The organism is Streptomyces sp. NPDC005866 (assembly GCF_040629895.1).
GTDB lineage: Bacteria > Actinomycetota > Actinomycetes > Streptomycetales > Streptomycetaceae > Streptomyces.
Window position 1 is genome coordinate 239,182 of sequence record NZ_JBEXWP010000002.1, and the last position, 20,123, is coordinate 259,304.

The 20,123-nt window shown below is 71.4% G+C and carries 16 protein-coding genes and 1 pseudogene; 7 read left to right on the forward strand and 10 right to left on the reverse strand.

Annotation, left to right across the window (positions count from 1 at the left end; genetic code table 11):
• Positions 1-24 precede the first annotated feature (24 nt).
• The 4 genes and pseudogenes from ABZ396_RS03580 to ABZ396_RS03595 all read right to left on the reverse strand — a co-directional run bounded on the left by ABZ396_RS03580 (position 25) and on the right by ABZ396_RS03595 (position 5,009).
• A pseudogene (locus tag ABZ396_RS03580) lies at positions 25-1,365 on the reverse strand (AAA domain-containing protein).
• Positions 1,362-2,987, reverse strand: a complete 1,626-nt coding sequence (locus ABZ396_RS03585; protein WP_358917163.1) for a hypothetical protein — start codon at positions 2,985-2,987, stop codon at positions 1,362-1,364. The pseudogene ABZ396_RS03580 and the gene ABZ396_RS03585 overlap by 4 nt, the downstream one beginning before the upstream one ends.
• A complete protein-coding gene (locus tag ABZ396_RS03590; protein ID WP_358917211.1) occupies positions 2,978-4,054 on the reverse strand; it encodes a hypothetical protein in 1,077 nt (358 codons plus the stop codon). The genes ABZ396_RS03585 and ABZ396_RS03590 overlap by 10 nt, the downstream gene beginning before the upstream one ends.
• A 1-nt stretch (position 4,055) precedes the next feature.
• Entirely contained in the window at positions 4,056-5,009 is a 954-nt protein-coding gene (locus ABZ396_RS03595) for a phosphatase PAP2 family protein (RefSeq protein ID WP_358917161.1), read from the reverse strand.
• A 233-nt stretch (positions 5,010-5,242) separates the two neighbouring features.
• On the opposite strand from ABZ396_RS03595, the gene ABZ396_RS03600 reads away from it, so the two are divergent.
• On the forward strand, positions 5,243-5,839 hold the full coding sequence (locus ABZ396_RS03600) for a histidine phosphatase family protein (protein WP_358917159.1): 597 nt from the start codon (positions 5,243-5,245) through the stop codon (positions 5,837-5,839).
• A gap of 133 nt (positions 5,840-5,972) precedes the next feature.
• On the opposite strand, the gene ABZ396_RS03605 is transcribed toward ABZ396_RS03600, so the two are convergent.
• On the reverse strand, positions 5,973-7,433 hold the full coding sequence (locus ABZ396_RS03605; RefSeq protein ID WP_358917157.1) for a hypothetical protein: 1,461 nt from the start codon (positions 7,431-7,433) through the stop codon (positions 5,973-5,975).
• A gap of 255 nt (positions 7,434-7,688) precedes the next feature.
• Between ABZ396_RS03605 and ABZ396_RS03610 the strand changes: the two genes are divergently transcribed.
• Positions 7,689-8,093 carry a hypothetical protein gene (locus ABZ396_RS03610; protein WP_358917156.1) on the forward strand — a complete coding sequence of 135 codons (405 nt, stop codon included), beginning with the start codon at positions 7,689-7,691 and terminating at the stop codon, positions 8,091-8,093.
• Between the two features lie 36 nt (positions 8,094-8,129).
• On the forward strand, positions 8,130-8,999 hold the full coding sequence (locus ABZ396_RS03615) for a fused MFS/spermidine synthase (protein ID WP_358917154.1): 870 nt from the start codon (positions 8,130-8,132) through the stop codon (positions 8,997-8,999).
• Between the two features lie 38 nt (positions 9,000-9,037).
• Here ABZ396_RS03615 and ABZ396_RS03620 read toward each other — a convergent pair whose 3' ends face one another.
• Positions 9,038-9,553 carry a hypothetical protein gene (locus ABZ396_RS03620; RefSeq protein WP_358917153.1) on the reverse strand — a complete coding sequence of 172 codons (516 nt, stop codon included), beginning with the start codon at positions 9,551-9,553 and terminating at the stop codon, positions 9,038-9,040.
• 98 nt (positions 9,554-9,651) lie between these two features.
• Here ABZ396_RS03620 and ABZ396_RS03625 point away from each other — a divergent pair, with 98 nt between their 5' ends.
• The 3 genes from ABZ396_RS03625 to ABZ396_RS03635 all read left to right on the forward strand — a co-directional run bounded on the left by ABZ396_RS03625 (position 9,652) and on the right by ABZ396_RS03635 (position 13,373).
• Positions 9,652-10,362, forward strand: coding sequence for a response regulator transcription factor (locus ABZ396_RS03625; protein ID WP_358917151.1), 711 nt, complete (start codon positions 9,652-9,654; stop codon positions 10,360-10,362).
• The gene (locus ABZ396_RS03630) at positions 10,359-11,786 is read left to right on the forward strand and encodes a HAMP domain-containing sensor histidine kinase (RefSeq protein ID WP_358917149.1); all 1,428 of its coding nucleotides are present in this window, start codon (positions 10,359-10,361) and stop codon (positions 11,784-11,786) included. The genes ABZ396_RS03625 and ABZ396_RS03630 overlap by 4 nt, the downstream gene beginning before the upstream one ends.
• 132 nt (positions 11,787-11,918) lie before the next feature.
• A complete protein-coding gene (locus ABZ396_RS03635) occupies positions 11,919-13,373 on the forward strand; it encodes a cellulose binding domain-containing protein (RefSeq protein WP_358917147.1) in 1,455 nt (484 codons plus the stop codon).
• A 179-nt stretch (positions 13,374-13,552) separates the two neighbouring features.
• On the opposite strand, the gene ABZ396_RS03640 is transcribed toward ABZ396_RS03635, so the two are convergent.
• The 4 genes from ABZ396_RS03640 to ABZ396_RS03655 form a co-directional block, all read right to left on the reverse strand.
• Positions 13,553-14,980, reverse strand: a complete 1,428-nt coding sequence (locus ABZ396_RS03640; protein ID WP_358917145.1) for a GH1 family beta-glucosidase — start codon at positions 14,978-14,980, stop codon at positions 13,553-13,555.
• 126 nt (positions 14,981-15,106) lie between these two features.
• The gene (locus ABZ396_RS03645) at positions 15,107-16,003 is read right to left on the reverse strand and encodes a carbohydrate ABC transporter permease (protein WP_358917144.1); all 897 of its coding nucleotides are present in this window, start codon (positions 16,001-16,003) and stop codon (positions 15,107-15,109) included.
• A 10-nt stretch (positions 16,004-16,013) separates the two neighbouring features.
• Positions 16,014-17,024 carry a sugar ABC transporter permease gene (locus tag ABZ396_RS03650; protein ID WP_358917209.1) on the reverse strand — a complete coding sequence of 337 codons (1,011 nt, stop codon included), beginning with the start codon at positions 17,022-17,024 and terminating at the stop codon, positions 16,014-16,016.
• Positions 17,025-17,029: 5 nt separating this feature from the next.
• Complete coding sequence (locus ABZ396_RS03655; protein WP_358917143.1) at positions 17,030-18,355, reverse strand: extracellular solute-binding protein; 1,326 nt, start codon at positions 18,353-18,355, stop codon at positions 17,030-17,032.
• A 341-nt stretch (positions 18,356-18,696) separates the two neighbouring features.
• On the opposite strand from ABZ396_RS03655, the gene ABZ396_RS03660 reads away from it, so the two are divergent.
• A complete protein-coding gene (locus ABZ396_RS03660; RefSeq protein ID WP_358917141.1) occupies positions 18,697-19,752 on the forward strand; it encodes a LacI family DNA-binding transcriptional regulator in 1,056 nt (351 codons plus the stop codon).
• Positions 19,753-20,123 lie beyond the last annotated feature (371 nt).

Below are 20,123 nucleotides of genomic sequence, written 5' to 3' on the forward strand. Positions count from 1 at the left end.
ACCCCGCGCTCGGCCACGTCTGCGTCAGGGCCGCCAGCTGACCCGGTGCTCGGCCAGATGGGCCAGTACCGCGTGGTTGGCCTCCCAACCGTCCGGGAACTTCTCGATCGTCCCCAGCTGGACCGGTTCCGTCGACGGGTAGTCGTCCAGGAGGTCGGTCACCCCGGCGCGGCAGATCACGACACAGGCCTGGCGGTGCCGGGAGGCGAGGACGCACAGGCGGCCCGTCTCCAGGTGGAAGGCGGTGGCGTCGGGGCGGCCGGAGAGCGGGTGGAGGACGACCGTCATCTCGTACTCGCGGCCCTGGAGCCGATTCGCGGTGTCGACGGTGACGTCTGTCACCCCCAGTTCCGCCAGGGCCGTGCGGACCGCCGCCGCCTGGTCCCGGTGGGCCGTGCCGACGGCGATCCGGTCGGCGGTGAGCGGCGCGGGGTCGGGCGAACGTTCCGACACGGCCGCCCCGCCCCGGTCCAGCAGCCGTCGTACCACCGTCGCCACCGCCCGGACCGCCTCCGGGTCGGTGCGCGGGGTGTGCCGGGCGGGCAGCTCCAGCAGGCCCCAGCCGGACTCGGCCGCCTAGTCGATCACCCGGTCGGGTCCGGAGCCGTCGGACGGGACGGCGAAGGTCAGCCGGCGGTCACCGTGGTCGGTGCCGCTACGGAAGGGCGTGTACGGATAGAACGCGCCGGACACCAGCGGGGCCGCGGACGCGGGCAGGCGCCAGGAGACCGGGAGGCGGTGCTGGGGCAGGCCCGGGTTGTGGGCGAGCAGCGTCGACACAGCCGAGGCCGAGGGGTCGTACGACAGGCCCGCCCACTGCTCGCTGCCCACGGTCGCGAACGGGTCCAGCTGGCCGGGGTCGCCGACGAACAGCGCCCGTTCGAACAGCCCGGCCACGGCGAGCAGCGAGTCCGAGCGCATCTGGTACGCCTCGTCGACGATGGCGTGCCGCCACGGCTCGTCCACCGTGACGTGCGCCCACTTCGCGGCGGTGGACAGCACGACCGGTGCCTCCCTGAGCTCGGCCGCCTTCGCCGACTTGCGGACGTTCGGCAGGTCGTCCAGCGCCTTGTCGTACGGGTCGGCGTCACTGCTGTGCAGCCGGCCGACGGGCAGCTCCGGGTTCTTCTCCGCGAGCCTGATGACCAGGTCGTCGACCTGCGCGTTCGTCTGCGCGACGACCATCAGCGGGCGGCCCGCGTCGGCGAGTTCGAGCGCGGCACGGACCACCAGCGTGGACTTGCCGGCGCCCGGCGGGGAGTCCACGACCACACCCCGGTCGGTGCCGTGCAGGGTGTCGTGGAGGATCGCGGCGGTGGCGCGGGTGGCGGCCGCACCCGGGTCGAAGCCGGCGTCGGCCGTCACAGCACGTCCTCCTCGGTCACCGTGTCGGCCGTCTCCGGTGCGGCCTCGCCCGGCGGCCCACCGTGGGTCCACGGGGTCGCCTCCGGGTCGGGCAGCTTCGCCCCGCCGCGCTGTTCGTGTTCGAACAGGGTGAGGGTGAGCCGGTCGCCCTTCTCCGGGACGGATCCCTCCTCCGGCTCCTTGCCCCGGCCCATCTTGTCCAGGACGCGGAGCACCAGGACCCCCTCGGCCTCATACCCGACGAACTCCATCGACTGCGGTTTGCCGCCCAGCGAGCGGTACGCCTTCGCACGCTCTCCCAGATGCGGCCGGTCCTCCGTGCGCACGGTCACCAGCGGGCGCGGGCTGGGCCGCTTGCCCTCGCTGTACGCCATCACGACATCGAGGACCTCACCCGCGAACGCCTCACCGGTCAGCCGCCGCCCCGCCATCACCAGCGGGTCGTCGAGCGCCTCCTGGGCTTCGAGCCGGGCCTGTTCGCGCTCGCGGGTGGCCAGCTTGTTGGCGGCGGTGACCGCGTCGTCGCGGCGCGGCTGCGGGGGCTCACCGGCGAGCACCCGGTCCCGGTGGCTCGTGAACGACCAGCGGTCGCGCGTCCACCGCTCCTCGACCCGGGTGCCCTCCGGCAGCCGGCGGAGCAGATCCAGCCCGCGCCAGACCGCGTCCCAGGTGGGCCTGGTCCGGCTCGCGACGAGGTCGCGGATCTCCCGCTCGGCGGCGGTGAGGATCAGCAGCCGGTCGTCGGCCTGGAGACCGTCCTCGGCGTCGGCCAGGGCGGTGCGGGCGCGGTCGTAGCGCTCGAATGCGGGGGCCAGCAGCTTGTTGTCGAACGCAGGGTCGGTGGCCGGGCCGGCCGGCGGGCACAGCAACTGGCCCTCGCCGTCCCGCGCGAGCTCGGCCACGCGCGCGGCGTCCGCGCCTGTGCTGCCGGCGTGGGGGTCCCCCCGGTCGAGCGAAGCCGAGACTGGGGGAGGCTCGATCCAGGCGAGCAGCGCGCCCAGGTGCTGGTCCTCGACGCCGGACTGCCCGGTCGCCCAGTGCCGGGAGAGCAGGTCCGTCATGGCCAGGAGAAGGGAGGAGCCGGGCACGCGGGCGCGCTCACCGAAGTGGGTGAGCCAGCGGCCGAGCAACGGCACCCGGGGCGGGGCCGGGTAGGGCGCCTCAGGGTCCTGTTCCGCCGTGCGCCTGAAGCGCATCGACCGCCCCAGCAGCCGTACGTACTCGATGCCCGCGCGGCCCGGGACGATCAACTGGGGCGCGTCCGCGCACAGTTCCACCTCGACCTTGACCCGCTTGCCGGTCTCCGGATCGGTCTCGGTGCGCTCGGCGGCCTCGACCGAGCCGGCGTAGGAGTCCAGGTACGGCAGGACCATGTCGGCGAGCTCGGCGAGGAACGCGAACCGCAGGTCGCGGTCGCGGGGCTGCGGTACGACGAGCAGGCGCGGGGCGTCCCGGTCGGTGCCGACCAGGGCGCCGAGGGGCGCTCCCGCCTCACCCGAGGTGGTGAGCGGCACGAAGACGAGGGGGTGCTCGGACAGATGCCGGTGGCGGACGGTCGCGGCGGGCTGGGCGGTGCCCGTGCTCACGGCTTCGAGGCGGGCGAGGGTGGTGATCAGGGACACGCGGCCCCCTGGAGGGCCTCGGCACGCAGGGCCGCCGCGCGGCGCAGGGCCACGACCGCCGGATCGCCCAGGTCGCCGCTCTCGCCACGGGCCGCCGACAGGACGTCCTCGACGGTGGTCAGTCCGCCCAACTCGGCGCGGACCGCGCGGCCGAGCGTGGTGACCTCGTCGGCCGCGCGGGAGCGCTGACGGCAGTGGAAGGCCAGTTCGCAGGCGGACAGGCACTCGGGCGCGTAGGCCGCCGGGACGGCGTCGACAGCCGCCGTCAGCTGCTCGGCGGGCAGGCCGGGGGCGAAGCAGGTGCCCTCCGGAAGGGCGTCGGCGATGTCCTGGATACGGGTGAGCCGGGCCAGTTGGCGGGCGGTGACCGCGCGCTGCTTGCGGACGTCCACGGCGGAGGCGGTGGGCAGGTTGGAGAAGTCCTTGGGACAGACCAGCAGCACGTCGTGGCGCACACGCGGGGCGGGCTCGAGCCGGGCCGCGACCTCCTCGAGCGCCAGCACGTACACCGCCGCCTGCCGGGCGGCCGCCCCCACCTTCGCCGGGTCCGCCGAACCGTCCAGCATCGGGAAGGACTTGATCTCCACGACCGTCCAGCTGCCGTCGGGGTGCACGACCACCGCGTCCGGCTCCAGGAACGCCGGGGAGCCGGCCACCCGGAGGGCCAGCATCGGATGGTCGAGGAGAACCCAGCCGCCCGCCTCGCTCTCGGCGGCCTCGCGCAGCGCCAGTGCCGTACGGGCCGTACGCCCTTCGGGACCGATCGCGGACAGGTCGGGCACGGCGGCCCGCTCGGCCGGCTCGGCGCCCGGGTCCACGTGCCTGCGTACCAGCCGCAGCAACTCCGAGCCGCCGTCCGCCTTCACCCTCGCCTCGAAGGCGTTGCCCCGGGTCAGCGCGAACTGCGACTGGCCGAAGGCCGACGGTGAGCCGAGGGCGCTCGCCAGCGCGGTCTTGTCCACCCCGGCGCCGTCCAGGATCGCCCGCCTTCGGCACCCCGGGTTCGCGGCGAGGGCCGCGAGGGCACGCGCGTCGAGGGCCTTGGCGGGGACGTCGGGGCCGCGCAGCTCAGCGAGCCGGTGCCGGAGCGCCGTCCCCCGCGGCGGTGGGGGAGGCGTCCGGTTCGGCTCCGGAGGCGAGCCGGGACTCGCGCTGCGATGGAATTCGCTCACCCGCCGAAGTCTGGCATCCGCCACTGACAATCGGGGAACCTGTGCCGCCGGAGCGTGCTGCGACCAGTGAGGTGCCCCGGGTCACCCGGACCCGGACGAAGTCCGCGACCCGCGTCACGTACGGCGACAGCAGGAAGCCGGCGCCCATCGCGGCGGCGCCCGCGACCGCGTCCAGGAAGTAGTGGTTGGCGGTGCCCATCACGACGATCGCGGTCAGCGTCGGGTACGCCACACCGAGCACCTTGGTCAGACGGGTGCCGCCGTGGCGCCACAGCATCACCCCGCACCACAGCGCCCAGCCGCAGTGCAGGCTCGGCATCGCCGCGTACTGGTTGGTCATGCCGCCGAGGCCGCGCGGGGCGCTGGCGTCGCCGCCCCACCAGCCGTACGAGCCGTACTGGGCCATCGTGTCGACGAAGCCGTACTTCGCGTCCAGCAGCCGGGGCGGGCAGGTGGGCAGCAGGGTGAAGCCGATCAGACCGATGAACGTGGACGTCATCAGCCAGGTACGGGCCCGCCGGTAGACCTCGGCGCGCCTGCGGAACAGGAAGACCAGGATCACCGGGGTGATCAGGTAGTGCAGCGAGGCGTACCAGAAGTCGGCCGGTACACCGAGCCATGGCTCGCGGGTGAACAGGCGGTTGAGCGGGTGCTCGGCGTTGAGGCGCAGGTCCTTCTCGATACGCAGGATCGCCAGACCGTGGTCGACGGCGGAGGCCGTGTCCCCGCGCGCGAGCAGGCGGCCGGCCGTGTAGCAGCCGTATACCAGCAGGATCAGCGGCAGCTCGGTCCACCAGCGCAGCGGGGTTCGCGCAGTCACCTCGGTGCCCGGTATCTCGGTCTGCGGCATCCGGCTGCCTCCCCCTTGTCGTCCCTGTCTGCGCGGCACCCGGCGGGCCGACCGTGACACTTTACGTGGCGCGTATTCCCGCCCATGCAGGGCGCTCAGCCCTCAAAGACGCGGAGACCGCCCGCCGGGTTGCCCGTCCCGTGCCCCTTCCCTGCCCCCTCCCTGCGCGTTTCCGGCGTGGGTGATGATGGAGGTGTCCCGCTCCCGAACCTCTCCCGAAAGGCCCGACCTCCATGGCACCGCGCATCCTGCTGGCCCGGCACGGACAGACGGAGTGGTCGCTGTCCGGCAAGCACACCGGCAGGACCGACGTACCGCTCCTGGAGGAGGGCCGGCGGGGAGCCAAGCTGCTCGGCGAGCGCCTGCACCGGCCGCCGTTCGACGGCCTCCCGGACGTCGAGGTGCGCACCAGCCCGCTGGCGCGCGCGCGTGAGACGTGCGAGCTGGCGGGGTTCGGCGACCGCGCGGCCCACTGGGACACGCTGATGGAGTGGGACTACGGCACCTACGAGGGCCTGACCCCGGCCGGGATCCAGGCGGTCCGGCCGGGGTGGCTGATCTGGCGGGACGGTGTCCCCGAGGGCGAGACGATCGCGGAGATCACCGCGCGGGCGGACGAGGTGGTGGCGTGGGCGCGGTCGGAAGACCGGGACGTGCTGGTGTTCGCCCACGGGCACGTACTGCGCTCCATCGGCGCGCGCTGGCTGGGGCTGCCGCTGGATTTCGCGGCGCGGATCCGGCTGAACCCGACGTCGCTGTCCGTGCTGGGGTGGGCGTACGGCGAACCGGCGATCGAGAGCTGGAACGACCTGGGGCACTTGTCCGGCTGACGGTGGGTAGGAGTGGGGTCGCCCAACCGGCGCTCGCAGGGTGCCGCCTGCGCCCACCCGTGCCGCCCCAAGCGGCACGACTGCCCGCAGCTGTGGCTGACGCGACGACACACACCCCCGTTGACGACAGGGCCTAGACCACCCTCGGTGTCGACGCATGCCGGTCCAGGAACTCCTGGACCCCGCTCGCCCGGCGATGCGGCAGCAGTACCCTCGCCGTTCCCGCCAGCATCCCCTGGATCCGTGACGACTGGACCTGGCCCAGCAGGTCCAGGACCCGCAGCCCCGCCATCGCCGCCTCGTCGGGACGACCCCCGCGGGCGAGGTCGTCCGCGAGCTCCGCCGTGTACAGCGCGATGTTCCGCGTGAAGTGCGGATCCTGCAGGTCGGCGGCCCTGCGCGCATGCCGCGCGGCACGCCGCCAGTCGCCCAGCGTGGACCAGCACTGCGCTTCCAGGCCCTCCAGTTCGGCCTCTCCGTAGAAGCTCATCCACTCGGGGTCGGCGTCCGAGTGGCCTCGCTCGAAGAGGGCCTGCGCGCGGACCAGGGCCTGCTCGCATCCGGTGCGGTCGGCGAGCCCCGCCCAGCCGCCCGCCTCGCGCAGCGCGAGCAGGGACATCAGACGCGCCGAGCCCAGCGGCCGGCCGACCCGCTGCGCGGCCTGTGCCGCTCGCACCGCTTCCCTCGGCCTCCCCGCGTCCCGTGCCAGGAACGCCGTGTTGCAGAAGGCGTGCGCCTCCAGCCCCGGGTCCCCGGTCATCCGAGCCGTCGCCAGCGCCTCCGCGTAGTGCGAGCGGGCGTCGTCGAAGCGGCCGGAGTCATGGGCCAGCCAGCCCACCGAGATGGCCAGTTCACCCGCGCCCGAGTGCAGCCGGTCGGCGGTCGTCTGGCGGGTCGCGCCCGCGTCCAGCAGCGCGTACGCCGCGCGCAGCGGAGCCGCGGCACGCCGGTACAGACCGTCCGCGCCGTGCCGGTCGTCGAGCAGCCGGATCCGGCGTACGGCCTCCTCCAGGGCGGCCGCGTGCGAGGACCCGGCGCGGTGTACCGGCCGGTCCGCCGCCACGGCGTCGATGGTGGATCCCAGAGGGCCCAGGGTGGCGGCGGCCACCGTGGCGCCTCCGCCGGTCATGAATAGGCGACGCAGCACGTCGCTCTCCTCGAAGTTGTCGTGCGTCTCGTACTTGTCTTGCGGGTGATACGTGTCCTGCGGTTGAAACGTGTCGGGCGGGTGATACGGCGGCTCGACGGCCTTTTGGACATCGCCTCTCGCGAGGGCGAGGGGCGTGTCCTCCGGCGGCCGCGCCCCGCGTCCGCGGACGGACGAGCGGGGCGCGAAGCCGAGGTCGGCGAGCGTGCGACCGGGGAACATGTGCAGGAACACCCGTTCGTACGCGTAGTTCGGGCAGCGGATCTCACCCGCCTCCACCCGGCCGATGTAGCGCGCGTCACAGCTCACCCGCTCGCCGATCTCGCGGGCGGCACGCCGCACCAGCGCGGCGAACTCGGCCGGCGAGTGCCGGCCGCGCAGCTGCCGGAAGGCGACGTTCGGCCGTACCGGCCGATCAGGTTGCGAGGTCGTGGTTGACGACGCCATGGCCGGGTCCTCTCGTGCGAACCGTCGAACCATGCCGGAGTGATGGTGAGTTGTCCGAGTGGACCCTTGATTCCGGCGGGCAAGAACGTACCTGCTGTTTCGGACCCGTGACGCTGTGTTTGGCTACAAACCGGATATCTCCTGCACGATCTGCCATGAACTGCCATCCTTTGCGGCTGACTTCCGCCGTAGCCGTTGACGCGGTGGCGCGTTGGACGTCATGGACTGCAAGAGGGCTGCGCGGTGGAGGCCGGGATGGAGACCAGCCAGAGCAACGATCCTTGTGCGCCGTCGACGACTTCGGCGGCAGACGATGATGGATGCGACCTCGTCACGGTGCCGGCCCGGCAGGGCCTGGAGGCGGTCGACATCCTGCGGCGGGGGGCCGGTGACGCGGTGGGGCCCGTACTCCACGACGACGGGGGCGACACCCTCGGATTCGTGGTGCCGGCCGGTACGGCGGCGGGCTGGGACGTCCCCGGCAGCACCTGTACCGGGACCGACGGGCGCGGGCTGCGACTCAACCCCGAGCCACCGGTCGCGGGCTCCGACTGGCTGCTGCCGCCCGGCGAGGCCGACCCGGCGACCGACCCGGCGGTGCTGCGCCGGGCACTCGGGGAGGCGGCCCGGCTGATCAAGGCCGCGGACAGCTGCTGCTGAATTCCCTGTACGGCCGCTGCCTGCGAAAATGGCGGAATGGGCAAGTCCAGGAACTCACGGCGCCGGCCGGCCGCCGCCGATGCCGTGGTCGAGGCCGTCGACGGCGGCCTCGCCCAGCTCATACCCGACCCCGAGCGCAGCCGCGCCTGGACCCTGCTCATCGACGGCGCCCCGCAGTCACACGTCGACCTCGACGATCCCGGGTATCTCTCCTTCGAGTACCAGCGCCGCCTCGGCCATGTGATCGACCTGGTCGCACCTCCGGGCAGACCGGTGCAGGTCCTGCACCTCGGGGGCGGGGCGTTCACGTTGGCGCGGTATGTCGCGGCGACCCGGCCCCGGTCCATGCAGCAGATCGTGGAGCGGGACGCGGCCCTTGTCCAACTGGTCCGGCGGGAGCTGCCGTTGGATCCGAACGCGCGGATACGGGTGCGGTCCGTGGACGCCCGGGAAGGGCTGGGCAGGCTGCCGGAGGGGTGGGCGGACCTGGTCATAGCAGATGTGTTCAGCGGGGCACGCACGCCGGCGCACTTGACATCCACGGAGTTCCTCGACGAGGTGCGGAGGGTGCTGCGGCCGGGGGGTGTGTACGCGGCGAACCTCGCGGACGGGCCGCCGTTGGCGCACTTGAGAGGGCAGATCGCCACGGCGGGGGCGCGGTTCGCGGAGCTGGCGGTGGTGGCGGATGCGGGAGTCTGGCGGGGGAAGCGGTTCGGCAACGCGGTGCTGGTGGCGGCCGACGTCCAGCTGCCCGTCGGGGAGCTGACCCGGCGTTGTGCTTCCGATTCGCACCCCGGGCGGGTCGAACATGGGCGGGAGTTGAGGGATTTCACCGGTGGGGCTGTCGCCGTGACTGATTCGGTCGCTGTGGCTTCGCCTTCGCCGCCGCCCTCGGTCTTTCGGTGAAGCCGCGGGTGAGTGAGGGCTGCTGACAAGTGCAGGTCTCAGTAAGTCTCGACCTGCACTTGCGGCGGCCCGTCGTGCCATGTGCAGAACACCGACACCCTGTCCGTGCTCCTGCTGAACTCGATGCGGATCCAGGATTCCGTCTTCCATACCTGCATCGACCAGCCGGTTCCCGGGGTCGCCGACACGAGTGTCGCGCTGGTCTTCCCCAGGTCGAAGACCGCCCGGCCGCCGTTCGTGTCATAGGCCCTGACCTCGCCGGACACGGTGGCGGACGGGGTAGGGGTGGCCGTCGGGGTCCGGGAGGGCGTCGGTGTGGGAGTCGCCGACGGGCGCGGGGAGGCGGTGCGCGAGGGGCTCGGTGGGCGGGACGTGGACGACGCCAGGGGCTTGGAACCCTGCGTCGTCGGGGCGTCCGCCGCCGTGATGGGCAGGGCGCGCGGTGGGTCGTAGGCCGTTCCCGCCATCACCGTGTGGACGCCCCACCACGACAGCGTGACCGCCGCGCCCGTGGCGAGCAGCCAAGCCAGTACGTGTACGAGTCCTCTGCGCATCGCGGGCCATACTGCCTCAGGGGTACCGCCCTGCGCACTCGTCCCGAGTTATCCACAGGCTCCGACCGGGGTCTGCCGTATGGCGTACGGTGCGGCGCATGGCAAGTGTGCTCGTGGTCGAGGACGACCAGTTCGTACGCTCGGCGCTCATCCGGCATCTCACCGACGCCTCGCACACCGTGCGCAGCGTCGGTACGGCACTGGAGGCGCTGCGCGAGGTCGCCCATTTCCGTTTCGACGTGGTCATCCTGGACCTCGGACTGCCGGACCTGGACGGCTCCGAGGCCCTGAAGATGCTGCGGGGGATCACCGATGTGCCGGTGATCATCGCCACCGCCCGCGACGACGAGACGGAGATCGTCCGGCTGCTCAACGCCGGTGCGGACGACTATCTGACCAAGCCCTTCTCCGTCGAGCATCTCTCGGCGCGGATGTCCGCCGTGCTGCGCCGGGCGCGGTCAGGCGGGGGCGAGGTGACGCCGTCCAGCGTGCTGCGGGTCGGCGGGCTGACCGTCGACCCGCTGCGGCGGCAGGCCGAGTTGGACGGGGCGCGGCTGGATCTCACCCGGCGGGAGTTCGATCTGCTGGCCTTTCTGGCCGGGCGGCCCGGGGTCGTCGTGCCGCGCAAGGAACTGCTGGCGGAGGTGTGGCAGCAGTCCTACGGGGACGACCAGACCATTGATGTGCACTTGTCGTGGTTGCGAAGGAAGTTGGGGGAGACGGCGGCCCGGCCGCGTTATCTGCACACACTTCGGGGAGTCGGCGTGAAGCTGGAGCCGCCGGGCGGGGAAGCGAGGCCGGTCGGATGAGATGGGCACTGGTCAAGGTCTGTCTGGCGGTCACCGCGATGGTCGTGGTCGCCTTCGCGGTCCCCCTCGGCCTGGTCGTCAAGGAGATGGCCCGGGACCGCGCCTTCTCCAACGCCGAGCGGGAGGCGGCCGCCATCGCCCCCGCCCTGTCCATCACCACCGACCGGGACAAGCTGGAGCGGGTGGTGGCCTCGGCCGGCGCCGACCGCGGCATGGCCGTGCACATACCGGCGTCGGGAGACGGTGCCGCCGTCGACATCGGGCGGCAGCGCGCCGCCGACCGGGACATCGCGACCGTACGGAAGCTGGGGCGTGCCTCCACGACCGGGGTGGCGGGCGGCTCGACCCTGCTGCAGCCCGTCGCGCTCAGCTCCGGTGCCATCGCGGTCGTCGAGGTGTACGTCCCCAAGTCCGAGGTGACCCACGGCGTCTCCACGGCCTGGGCGGTGCTCGCCGCCGTCGGCCTGGCGCTGGTCGTCGGCTCGGTCGCCGTCGCCGACCGGCTGGGCGTACGGATGGTGCAGCCCGCCCAGCGGCTGGTCGAGGGCGCGCACGAACTGGGCGAGGGCAAGCTGGGGTCGCGGGTGCCCGAAGAGGGGCCGACCGAACTGCGGCTGGCGGCGGTCGCGTTCAACTCGATGGCCGATCAGGTCGTACAGCTGCTGGCGAACGAAAGGGAGTTGGCGGCGGATCTGTCGCATCGGCTGCGGACCCCGCTCACCGTGCTGCGGCTCAACGCGGCCTCGCTCGGGGACGGGGCCGCCGCCGAGCAGACCCGGGCCGCCGTCGCCCAGCTGGAGCGTGAGGTCGACACCATCATCCGTACCGCCCGGGAGGCCAAGCCGCAGACGGCGGCCGCCGGGCCGGGCGCCGGGTGCGACGCGGCCGAGGTGGTGCGGGAGCGGATGGGGTTCTGGTCGGCGCTCGCGGAGGACGAGGGCCGCAAGTGGCGGGTGGCCGGCGTGGACCGGCCGGTCCGCATACCCGTCGCCCGCGCCGACCTGGCCGCCGCGCTGGACGGGTTGCTGGGCAATGTCTTCCGGCACACCGCCGAGGGCACCGCCTTCGCGGTCGACGTGCACAACGGGGAGGACGCCGTCATCGTGCTGGTCTCCGACGCCGGGCAGGGCATCCGGGATCCCGAGGCGGCGATGGCCCGGGGCCGGGGTTCCGGGGCGGCCGGGTCGACCGGGCTCGGACTGGACATCGTGCGCCGGCTCGCCGAGTCGACCGGCGGGGACGTGCGGATCGGCTCGTCGGTGCTCGGCGGGACCGAGGTGCGGATCTGGATCCAGCTGGACGGCGGGAAGCCGGAGCGGAAGGGGCATCGGGGGTCGGTGCGCCGGCGCCGTTCGCGCAGGCAGCCGGGGGAGGCGGGCAGGAGAGGAACCGGGGAGACCAAGAAAATTGGTCTCGACCTTTAATCGGTCCCGATCCCATCCTTAAGCGCACCCTAAGATCCCCAACGACCGTCCCTATCAGGCCGTTTGTCCGTTTGCCGGTCGCTAGCGTGCTGCCGCACCCCCCATTTTCGGCAGGCGAAGGCAGGCACGCGCATGAGCACGCACCGGCGCAGAATCAGTGGCAGGAACAAGGCGATAGGCGGTCTGGTCGCCGCGGCCGTGGTCGGCGGCGGGGCGATCCTGTTCACCGGTATCGCGCAGGCGGCCGGGGTCGGCGCCGCGTACACGAAGACCAGCGACTGGTCGACCGGGTACACCGCGCAGTACGTCGTGACGAACAACAGCGGCGCGACGGAGAAGGACTGGACCCTGGAGTTCGACCTGCCGGCCGGCGCGAAACTCAGCTCGCTGTGGAACGCCGAGTCCACGGTCAGCGGCCGGCACGTCACCGTGAAGCCGCCGAAGTGGGACACGGACGGTGTCGCGGCCGGCGAGTCCTTCACCGTCGGCTTCGTGGTCAACGGCGCCGGGGACCCGACCGGTTGCCGTATCGACAACGCGAGCTGTTCGGCGGACGGCACGGCGACCCCGGAGCCCAGCGGCCGCCCGACGCAGTCCCCCACCCCCACCCCGACCCCCACGGCCTCCGCCACCCCCACCGCTACGGCCACTCCCACCGCGTCCCCCACCCAGAGCAGCGGCACCGGTACCACCGCCTCCGCCGGCTTCGCCCCGTACGTCGACACCTCCCTCTACCCGGCGTTCGACCTCCTCGCGGCCGCCGACGCGACCGGTGTGAAGAACTACAACCTCGCCTTCATCACCGACGGCGGCGGCTGCACGCCCAAGTGGGGCGGGGTGACGGACCTGGCCGGCGACGGCGTGGCAGCCCAGATCGGCGCGCTGCGCGCCAAGGGCGGTGACGTCCGGGTCTCCTTCGGCGGGGCCTCAGGCTCGGAGCTCGCGACCACCTGCTCCTCGGCGGACGCGCTGGCGACGGCGTACGGCAAGGCCGTGGACGCCTACAAACTGACCAAGGTCGACTTCGACGTGGAGGGCGGCGCGCTGCCCAACACCACGGCGAACACCAACCGTGCGAAGGCCATCGCCAAGCTCCAGGCGAGCCACCCGGACCTGGACGTCTCCTTCACCCTCCCGGTCATGCCGGAGGGCCTCACCCAGGACGGCGTGAACCTGCTCTCCAACGCCAAGGCCAACGGCGTGAAGATCAGCACCGTCAACATCATGGCGATGGACTACGGCGCCTCGTACAACGGCGACATGGGCACCTACGCCATCCAGGCCGCCACCGCCACCCAGGCCCAGGTCAAGAGCGTGCTCGGCCTCTCGGACGCCGCCGCCTGGAAGACGGTGGCCGTCACCCCGATGATCGGCGTCAACGACGTCTCCTCCGAGGTCTTCAAGGTGGACGACGCCACCCAGCTCGTCGACTTCGCCAAGTCCAAGGGGCTCGGCTGGCTTTCGATGTGGTCGGCCACCCGCGACAAGCAGTGCGACGGCGGCGCCAAGCCCACCGCCGACGCCACGTGCAGCTCGGTCGTCCAGGACAAGTATGCCTTCTCGAAGGCGTTCGCGGCGATCGGCTGACGCGCCGGCGAGCAGCAACCGGGACACACCTGCGGTCCGGGCCGTTCGAACCGGCCCGGACCGCAGCTGCCCGCCGTACCGCTACAGATCCCCGGCCCCCGAAGTCCCCGAGGATCCCTGACCGGCGGGGTGTTCCGGAGGACTCCCCACTGTCCCCCGGAACACCCCCGCCCCCGGGTTCACGCCACCGGAACCTCCGGCAGCGCCCCCGTGCGGGCCACCTCCCCGTACCAGCGGGCGCTCGACTTCGGCGTCCGCTCCAGCGTCCCGTAGTCCACGTGCACCATGCCGAACCGCTTGGCATAGCCGTACGCCCACTCGAAGTTGTCCATCAGCGACCACAGGTAGTACCCGCGGACGTCCGCCCCGTCGGTGACAGCGCGACGCACCGCCTCCAGATGCCCGCGCAGATAGGCGATGCGCTCCGGGTCGTGCACCCGGCCGTCGGCGTCCACCTTGTCCTCGTAGGCAGCGCCGTTCTCCGTGATGTACAGCGGCAGACCGGGCGCCTCCCGCGCGTACCGCATGATCAGCTCGTGCAGGCCGGTCGGGTCGATCGTCCAGCCCATCTCGGTGCGGTCGCCGGGGGTCTGGTGGAAGGCGATGTCGTCGGCGCCCGGCCAGGGGGAGTGGGCGCTCGCGCCGTGACCGTCCGACCGCGGACCGCTCAGCGATTCGGACGCCGCCGACACCAGCGTGGGCGTGTAGTAGTTCAGCCCGAGGGCGTCCAGGGGCTGGCGGATGGTGCCGAGGTCGCCGTCCAGGACGTACGACCAGTCGGTCACCGAGGCCGTCGCCGCGAACAAGGTCGCCGGGTACGAGCCGTGCAGGATCGGGCCGTGGAACACGCCGTTGGCCAGGTCGTCGATGGTCCGGACCGCCACCAGGTCGGCCGGGTCCTGCGAAAGCGGCCGTACGACGGAGGAGTTGAGGCTGATCGCCACCTCGTTGCGGGCCGGCATCACCGAGCGCAGCGCCGAAGTCGCCAGCCCGTGCCCCAGGTTGAGGTGGTGCGCGGCACGCAGCGCGGCCCCCGGGTCGGTCCGCCCGGGGGCGTGCACTCCGGAGCCGTAGCCCAGGAAGGCGCTGCACCAGGGCTCGTTGAGGGTGATCCACTGCTCGACGCGGTCGCCGAGCGCCTCGCCGAGAATCTGCGCGTACTCGGCGAACCGGTACGCCGTGTCCCGCTCCGGCCAGCCGCCCGCGTCCTCCAGCTCCTGCGGCAGATCCCAGTGGTAGAGGGTGACGGCGGGCCTGATGCCCTTCGCCAGCAGCTCGTCCACCAGCCTGCGGTAGAAGTCCAGGCCCACCTGGACCGCGGGGCCCCGGCCGGTCGGCTGGACGCGCGACCAGGAGACCGAGAACCGGTACGCGTTCAGGCCCAGCTCCGCCATCAGCGCGACGTCGTCGCGGTAGCGGTGGTAGTGGTCGACAGCGATGTCACCGGTCTCGCCGCCGACCGTCCTGCCCGGCGTATGACTGAAGGTGTCCCAGATCGAGGGCGTGCGGCCGTCCTCCCGCACCGCCCCCTCGATCTGGTAGGCGGAGGTCGCGGCGCCCCAGAGGAAGGCGGGAGGAAAGGTCACGGAAGTCATGGGTTCAGGCATGGAAGCGCTCCCATTGGAGGTCGTTGAGACCGACGGGTAGATGGAGGAGGGGCGGGAGGGGCCGGGACGGCGGTGACCCGGCCCCCGTTCATGAGAAGTGGCGGCCCTGGCCCTTCTCATGAACGGTCAGCCCTTCACGGCACCCTGCATGATGCCGCCCACGATCTGCTTGCCGAAGATCGCGAAGACGAGCAGCAGCGGAAGCGTGCCCAGCAGCGCGCCCGCCATGATCAGGGACTGGTCGGGGGTGTAACCGCGGCCCAGGCCCGCCAGGGCGACCTGCACCGTCGGGTTGCCGGTCTGCGTGAGGACCAGGAACGGCCACAGGAAGTCGTTCCAGGCCTGGACGAACATCAGCATGCCGAGCACCGCCATCGCCGGGCGCGCCGCGGGGAACACCACGTGCCACACCACCCGCCAGCTGCTCGCGCCGTCCATTCTGGCCGCCTCGATCAGCTCGTCCGGCAGCGCCTGGATGAGGTACTGCCGCATGAAGAACACGCCGAACGCGCTCACCAGGGACGGGAAGATGACCGCCTGCAACTGGTCAGCCCAGTTCAGCTTGGCGACCATCATGTAGAGCGGGATGATGCTGAGCTGGGGCGGCACCATCATGGTGCCGATCACCGTCAGCATCAGGATGTTACGGCCCCTGAAGCGCAGTTTGGCGAAGGCGAACCCTGCGATCGTGGACAGCACGACGATGGTCACCGCGGAAGTCCCGGCCACGATCGTGGTGTTGAGGAACGCCTTGCCGAGATTGGCCTCGCTCCAGGCGACGTCCAGGTTGTTGAAGAGGTTCCCGCCGAACCAGAACGGCGGCGGGGTCTGCGCCAGCCGGTTGTTGTTCCGCGAGGCGGCGATCGCCGTCCACACCAGTGGGAACAGCGAGCCGATGGAGAACAGCACGAGGATCGTGTACGCGATCGGGCCCGCGTGCATCGTGCCGCCGGCGCGCGCCGACTTCGAGCGCCGCACACGCTTGGGCTCGGCAGCCGAAGGGTTGGTCAGGGTCGTCGTCACGGCCGGTCTCCTAACTACTGGCGCGCAGCCGGCGCGAGATGACGTAGTTGACGATCCCGATCACGATGAGGATCAGGAACATCGTCCAGGCGATGGCGGAGGCACGGCCCAGGTGCTGGTTCACCCAGCCCTGCTCGTACAGGTACAGGCCGAGCGTCTGGAACTGGTGCTCCGCGCCTCCCGACGCCCCCTTGTTCGCGTCGAAGATCAGTGGCTCGCCGAACACCTGGCTCGCCCCGATGGTGGACACGACACAGGTGAACAGGATCGTCGGGCGCAACTGCGGCAGCGTCACATGGAAGAACTGCTGCCAGCGCGCGGCGCCGTCCAGGGCCGCCGACTCGTACAGGTCCTGCGGGATCGCCTGCATCGCCGCCAGGTAGATCAGCGCGTTGTAGCCCGTCCAGCGCCAGATCACGATCGTCGACACCGCTATCTGGGACGGCCACTTGTCGTTCTGCCAGTCGATGTGGCTGACGCCGAAGAAGTGCAGCGCCCAGTTGATCATGCCGTAGTCACGGCCGAACAGCAGCACGAAGACGAGTGAGGCGGCGGCGATCGACGTGGCGTACGGCGCCAGCATCACGACCCGGTAGAAGGTCGAGGCACGCAGCTTGTAATTGAGGATGTGGGCGAGCCCCATCGCCATCAGCAGCTGCGGAACCGTCGAGATGATCCCGATGGTCAGGGTGTTCCTGGCCGCGTTCCAGAAGAACTCGTCGTCGAAGATGCGGGTGTAGTTGTGCAGCCCCGCCCACTGCATGTCCGTGGGCGCGGTCAGCTCCACCGTGTGCAGCGAGGCCCAGCCCGTGTACAGCAGCGGGAAGAGCCCGAAGGCGAGGAAGAGCAGGAAGAACGGCGAGATGAAGCCGTACGGGCTCCACTTGATGTCCCGCTGCCAGCGGCGCGAGAGACGGGCGCGGCGCCGCCGCTCCGCCTCGGTGGGAACGGTGGGCGGGCGGAACGGGGCCGCGCCCCCCTCCTTGGCGAGGGGCGCGGCGGTGTCGTGCCGGGTGGCCATGCCGGTCACTTCTCCAGGCTGTTGTCGATGGTCTTGGTGGCCGTGTCCCAGGCCTCCGCGGGCGACTTGCCCTTGGTGACGAGGATGACGCCGTTGTTGGTCAGGCCCTGCTGGATGATCTGGTCCTTCGGGCCGATGACCTGCACGGGGCTGTCCTTGGCGGCTTCGGCGAAGATCGTGCCGATCGGGGCGTCACCGGTCATGTCGTTCTTGGCGCCGGTCACCGCCGCCGAGGTGTACGTCGACGGCGCGCTCGGGAAGGAGCCCTGCACGCTGAAGAGCTTGGCCTGCTGCTCGGGCGCGGTCAGCCAGGCGGCGAGCTTCTCGGCCTCGGTGACGTTCTTGCCGCTCTTGGGCACAGTCAGGAAGGAGCCGCCCCAGTTGCCGGCCTGCGGCGCCTGGGCCACGTCCCACTTGCCGGCCGCGTCCGCCTTGGACTGGCCCTTGATGTAGCCGAGCATCCACGGCGGACAGGAGATCGCGGCGAACTTGTTGTTCGCGATCGTCGTGTTCCAGGCCGGCTGGAACTGGGTCTGCGCGCCGACCAGGCCCTCCTGCGCTGCCTTCGCGGTCTGGTCGAAGGCGGTCTTGACCGCCGGGTTCGTCTTGTAGATGACCTTGCCGGAGGAGTCGTAGAAACGGGTGCTCTCACCGGCGAGGATCGCGTTCAGCAGACCACCGGGGGAGTCCATGAAGGTGGTGCCGGAGGGCGCCTTCTTCTTGTACTGCTCGCCGGCCTTGATGAACTTGTCCCAGCTGCCCGCCCACAGCTTGCTCACCGCGTCGCGCTCGGTGGGCAGACCGGCCTTCTCGAAGAGGTCCTTGCGGTAGCAGATGGCGAGCGGACCGACGTCGGTGCCGAGCCCGATGGTCTGCCCGCCGGACGTGGTTGCCTGCTTCCACTTCCAGTCCAGCCAGTTGCTCTCCGAGACGCCGTTGACCTTGGACAGGTCCACCAGCTTGTCCGCGAACGTGCTGGTGACCTCGGCGATGTTGCTGACCTCGACGGCCTGGATGTCCATCAGACCGCTGTTGGTGGTCAGGTGGTTGACGAGCGCCGGGTAGTAGTTCTCGTTCTGCTCGATCGAGGTGTCCTTGACGACGATGTTCGGGTGGAGCTTCTCGTACTCCTTGTAGAGCCCGGCCTCCTTGAAGCCGAACGTGCCGAACAGACCGAGCGTGATCGTCGTCTTGCCCTTGCCTCCACCGCCGGTGCCGTCGCTGCCGCCACCACTGTCGTCGGCACAGCCGGCCAGCAACGCTCCTCCCAGCGACACGACGGCCGCCAGGACCACCGCCTTGTGGGAGGCGGTTCGGGTACGTGCTCGCATTACGTCCTCCTGTTGCCCTGACGTGCCGACCCCCCGGCCAACTGCATTGTTGGGCCCGTATGTTTCTCGCTGCGGCTCGGGCGGGGAACGTGCGGGATGTGTATGTGTCAGGTACTGTGGGAGCGCTCCCACCAGTGATGAGTTGAAGAGTCGTCGGTTCGGGGCGGGGTGTCAAGGGAGCGGACGCGGCCAACCGCCTTCAGTTATAGGCCCGTTAGCTACCGCCGAGAGGCGAGGGGAAAGCTGCATATGTCCTGACAAAACGGCCGCGGCTGTGGCGGCGGACAGCACTGTTAGATTCCAGGCCAGCGAGTTGAACGTCGGCGAGGAGGGCAAAGCCCATGGCAAGCCACGGAGCGCGGGGGCGTAGCGGTGGTCGGCCCACCCTCGAGGAAGTCGCCGCCCGGGCCGGGGTGGGGCGGGGCACCGTGTCGCGGGTGATCAACGGTTCGCCCCGGGTCAGCGACGCCACCAGGGCCGTGGTCGAGGCGGCGGTCGCGGAGCTCGGTTATGTTCCGAACACGGCCGCCCGCGCCCTCGCGGCCAACCGCACCGACGCCATCGCCCTCGTCGTCCCCGAGCCGGAGACCCGGTTCTTCGCGGAGCCGTACTTCTCGGACATGCTCCGCGGTGTCGGTGCCGAACTCTCCGACACCGAGATGCAGTTGCTCCTGATCTTCGCGGGCAGCGACCGGGAGCGGCAACGGCTCGCCCAGTACCTGGCCGCCCACCGGGTGGACGGAGTGCTGCTGGTGTCCGTCCACGCCGACGACCCGCTGCCCGACCTCCTCGTCCAGCTGGAGATCCCCGCGGTGATCAGCGGCCCGCGCTCGGCCGCCGAGACGCTGACCTCCGTCGACTCCGACAACTACGGCGGCGGGCGCTCGGCCGTGGAGCACCTGCTGGCCGGCGGCCGCCGGACGATCGCGCACATCACCGGCCGCCTGGACGTGTACGGCGCCCAGCGCCGCGTCGACGGCTACCGCGAGGCCCTGCGTGACGCCGGCCGCAAGGAGACCGAACTCCTCATAGAGCCGGGCGACTTCACCGAGGAGGGCGGCCGGCGTGCGATGACCCGCCTGCTGGAGCGGGAGCCCGCCCTCGACGCCGTCTTCGCCGGCTCGGACGTGATGGCGGCGGGCGCCCGCCAGGTGCTGCGCAAGGTCGGCCGCCGTATCCCCGACGACGTGGCGCTGGTCGGGTACGACGACTCGGCCATCGCCCGCCATATGGACCCGCCGCTCACCAGCGTCCGCCAGCCCATCGAGGAGATGGGCCGCGCGATGATCGACCTCCTCCTCGCGGAGATCGCCGACCGCCGCCCGGCCGCGTCCCGGGGCCTGGAACGCCGGCACGCGGTACTGCCGACGGAGCTGGTGACCCGCGCGTCTTCCTAGGTCGTGCCGGGGCCGGGGGGATCCGCGCCGGATGAGAAAACATCAAGGGCTGACCTGCTTTCACAGGCCAGCCCTTGATCAATAAGGGTGAGTGACGGGACTCGAACCTGTTTCGTATCGCTATGGCGACCTGCGTCTTTGCTGTACGTGCGGATAAATCCGTGCATGCGGGTGGCGGATGATGACGCTGGACGACGCTGTGTGGCATCCGGTTTGGCCATGGCCAAACGCTCCACCTCCCGGCGCCGAGGTCGCCCTCGGCCTCCACTAAACGAAGGGGATGTCGGACGGCTCCGATCAGACCTTTACGCAACTGCGGCCGTTGAGCTCGAAGTCGCACGCTGGTAGTTCGCGTCCTGCCAGGAGGCGAG

Bases quoted from the DNA above. Each gene is read 5' to 3' on its own strand.
- ABZ396_RS03595 (WP_358917161.1), bottom strand. From the start codon at position 5,009: ATGCCGCAGACCGAGATACCGGGCACCGAGGTGACTGCGCGAACCCCG.
- ABZ396_RS03600 (WP_358917159.1), top strand. From the start codon at position 5,243: ATGGCACCGCGCATCCTGCTGGCCCGGCACGGACAGACGGAGTGGTCG.
- ABZ396_RS03605 (WP_358917157.1), bottom strand. From the start codon at position 7,433: ATGGCGTCGTCAACCACGACCTCGCAACCTGATCGGCCGGTACGGCCG.
- ABZ396_RS03610 (WP_358917156.1), top strand. From the start codon at position 7,689: ATGGAGACCAGCCAGAGCAACGATCCTTGTGCGCCGTCGACGACTTCG.
- ABZ396_RS03615 (WP_358917154.1), top strand. From the start codon at position 8,130: ATGGGCAAGTCCAGGAACTCACGGCGCCGGCCGGCCGCCGCCGATGCC.
- ABZ396_RS03620 (WP_358917153.1), bottom strand. From the start codon at position 9,553: ATGCGCAGAGGACTCGTACACGTACTGGCTTGGCTGCTCGCCACGGGC.
- ABZ396_RS03625 (WP_358917151.1), top strand. From the start codon at position 9,652: ATGGCAAGTGTGCTCGTGGTCGAGGACGACCAGTTCGTACGCTCGGCG.
- ABZ396_RS03630 (WP_358917149.1), top strand. From the start codon at position 10,359: ATGAGATGGGCACTGGTCAAGGTCTGTCTGGCGGTCACCGCGATGGTC.
- ABZ396_RS03635 (WP_358917147.1), top strand. From the start codon at position 11,919: ATGAGCACGCACCGGCGCAGAATCAGTGGCAGGAACAAGGCGATAGGC.
- ABZ396_RS03640 (WP_358917145.1), bottom strand. From the start codon at position 14,980: ATGCCTGAACCCATGACTTCCGTGACCTTTCCTCCCGCCTTCCTCTGG.
- ABZ396_RS03650 (WP_358917209.1), bottom strand. From the start codon at position 17,024: ATGGCCACCCGGCACGACACCGCCGCGCCCCTCGCCAAGGAGGGGGGC.
- ABZ396_RS03655 (WP_358917143.1), bottom strand. From the start codon at position 18,355: ATGCGAGCACGTACCCGAACCGCCTCCCACAAGGCGGTGGTCCTGGCG.
- ABZ396_RS03660 (WP_358917141.1), top strand. From the start codon at position 18,697: ATGGCAAGCCACGGAGCGCGGGGGCGTAGCGGTGGTCGGCCCACCCTC.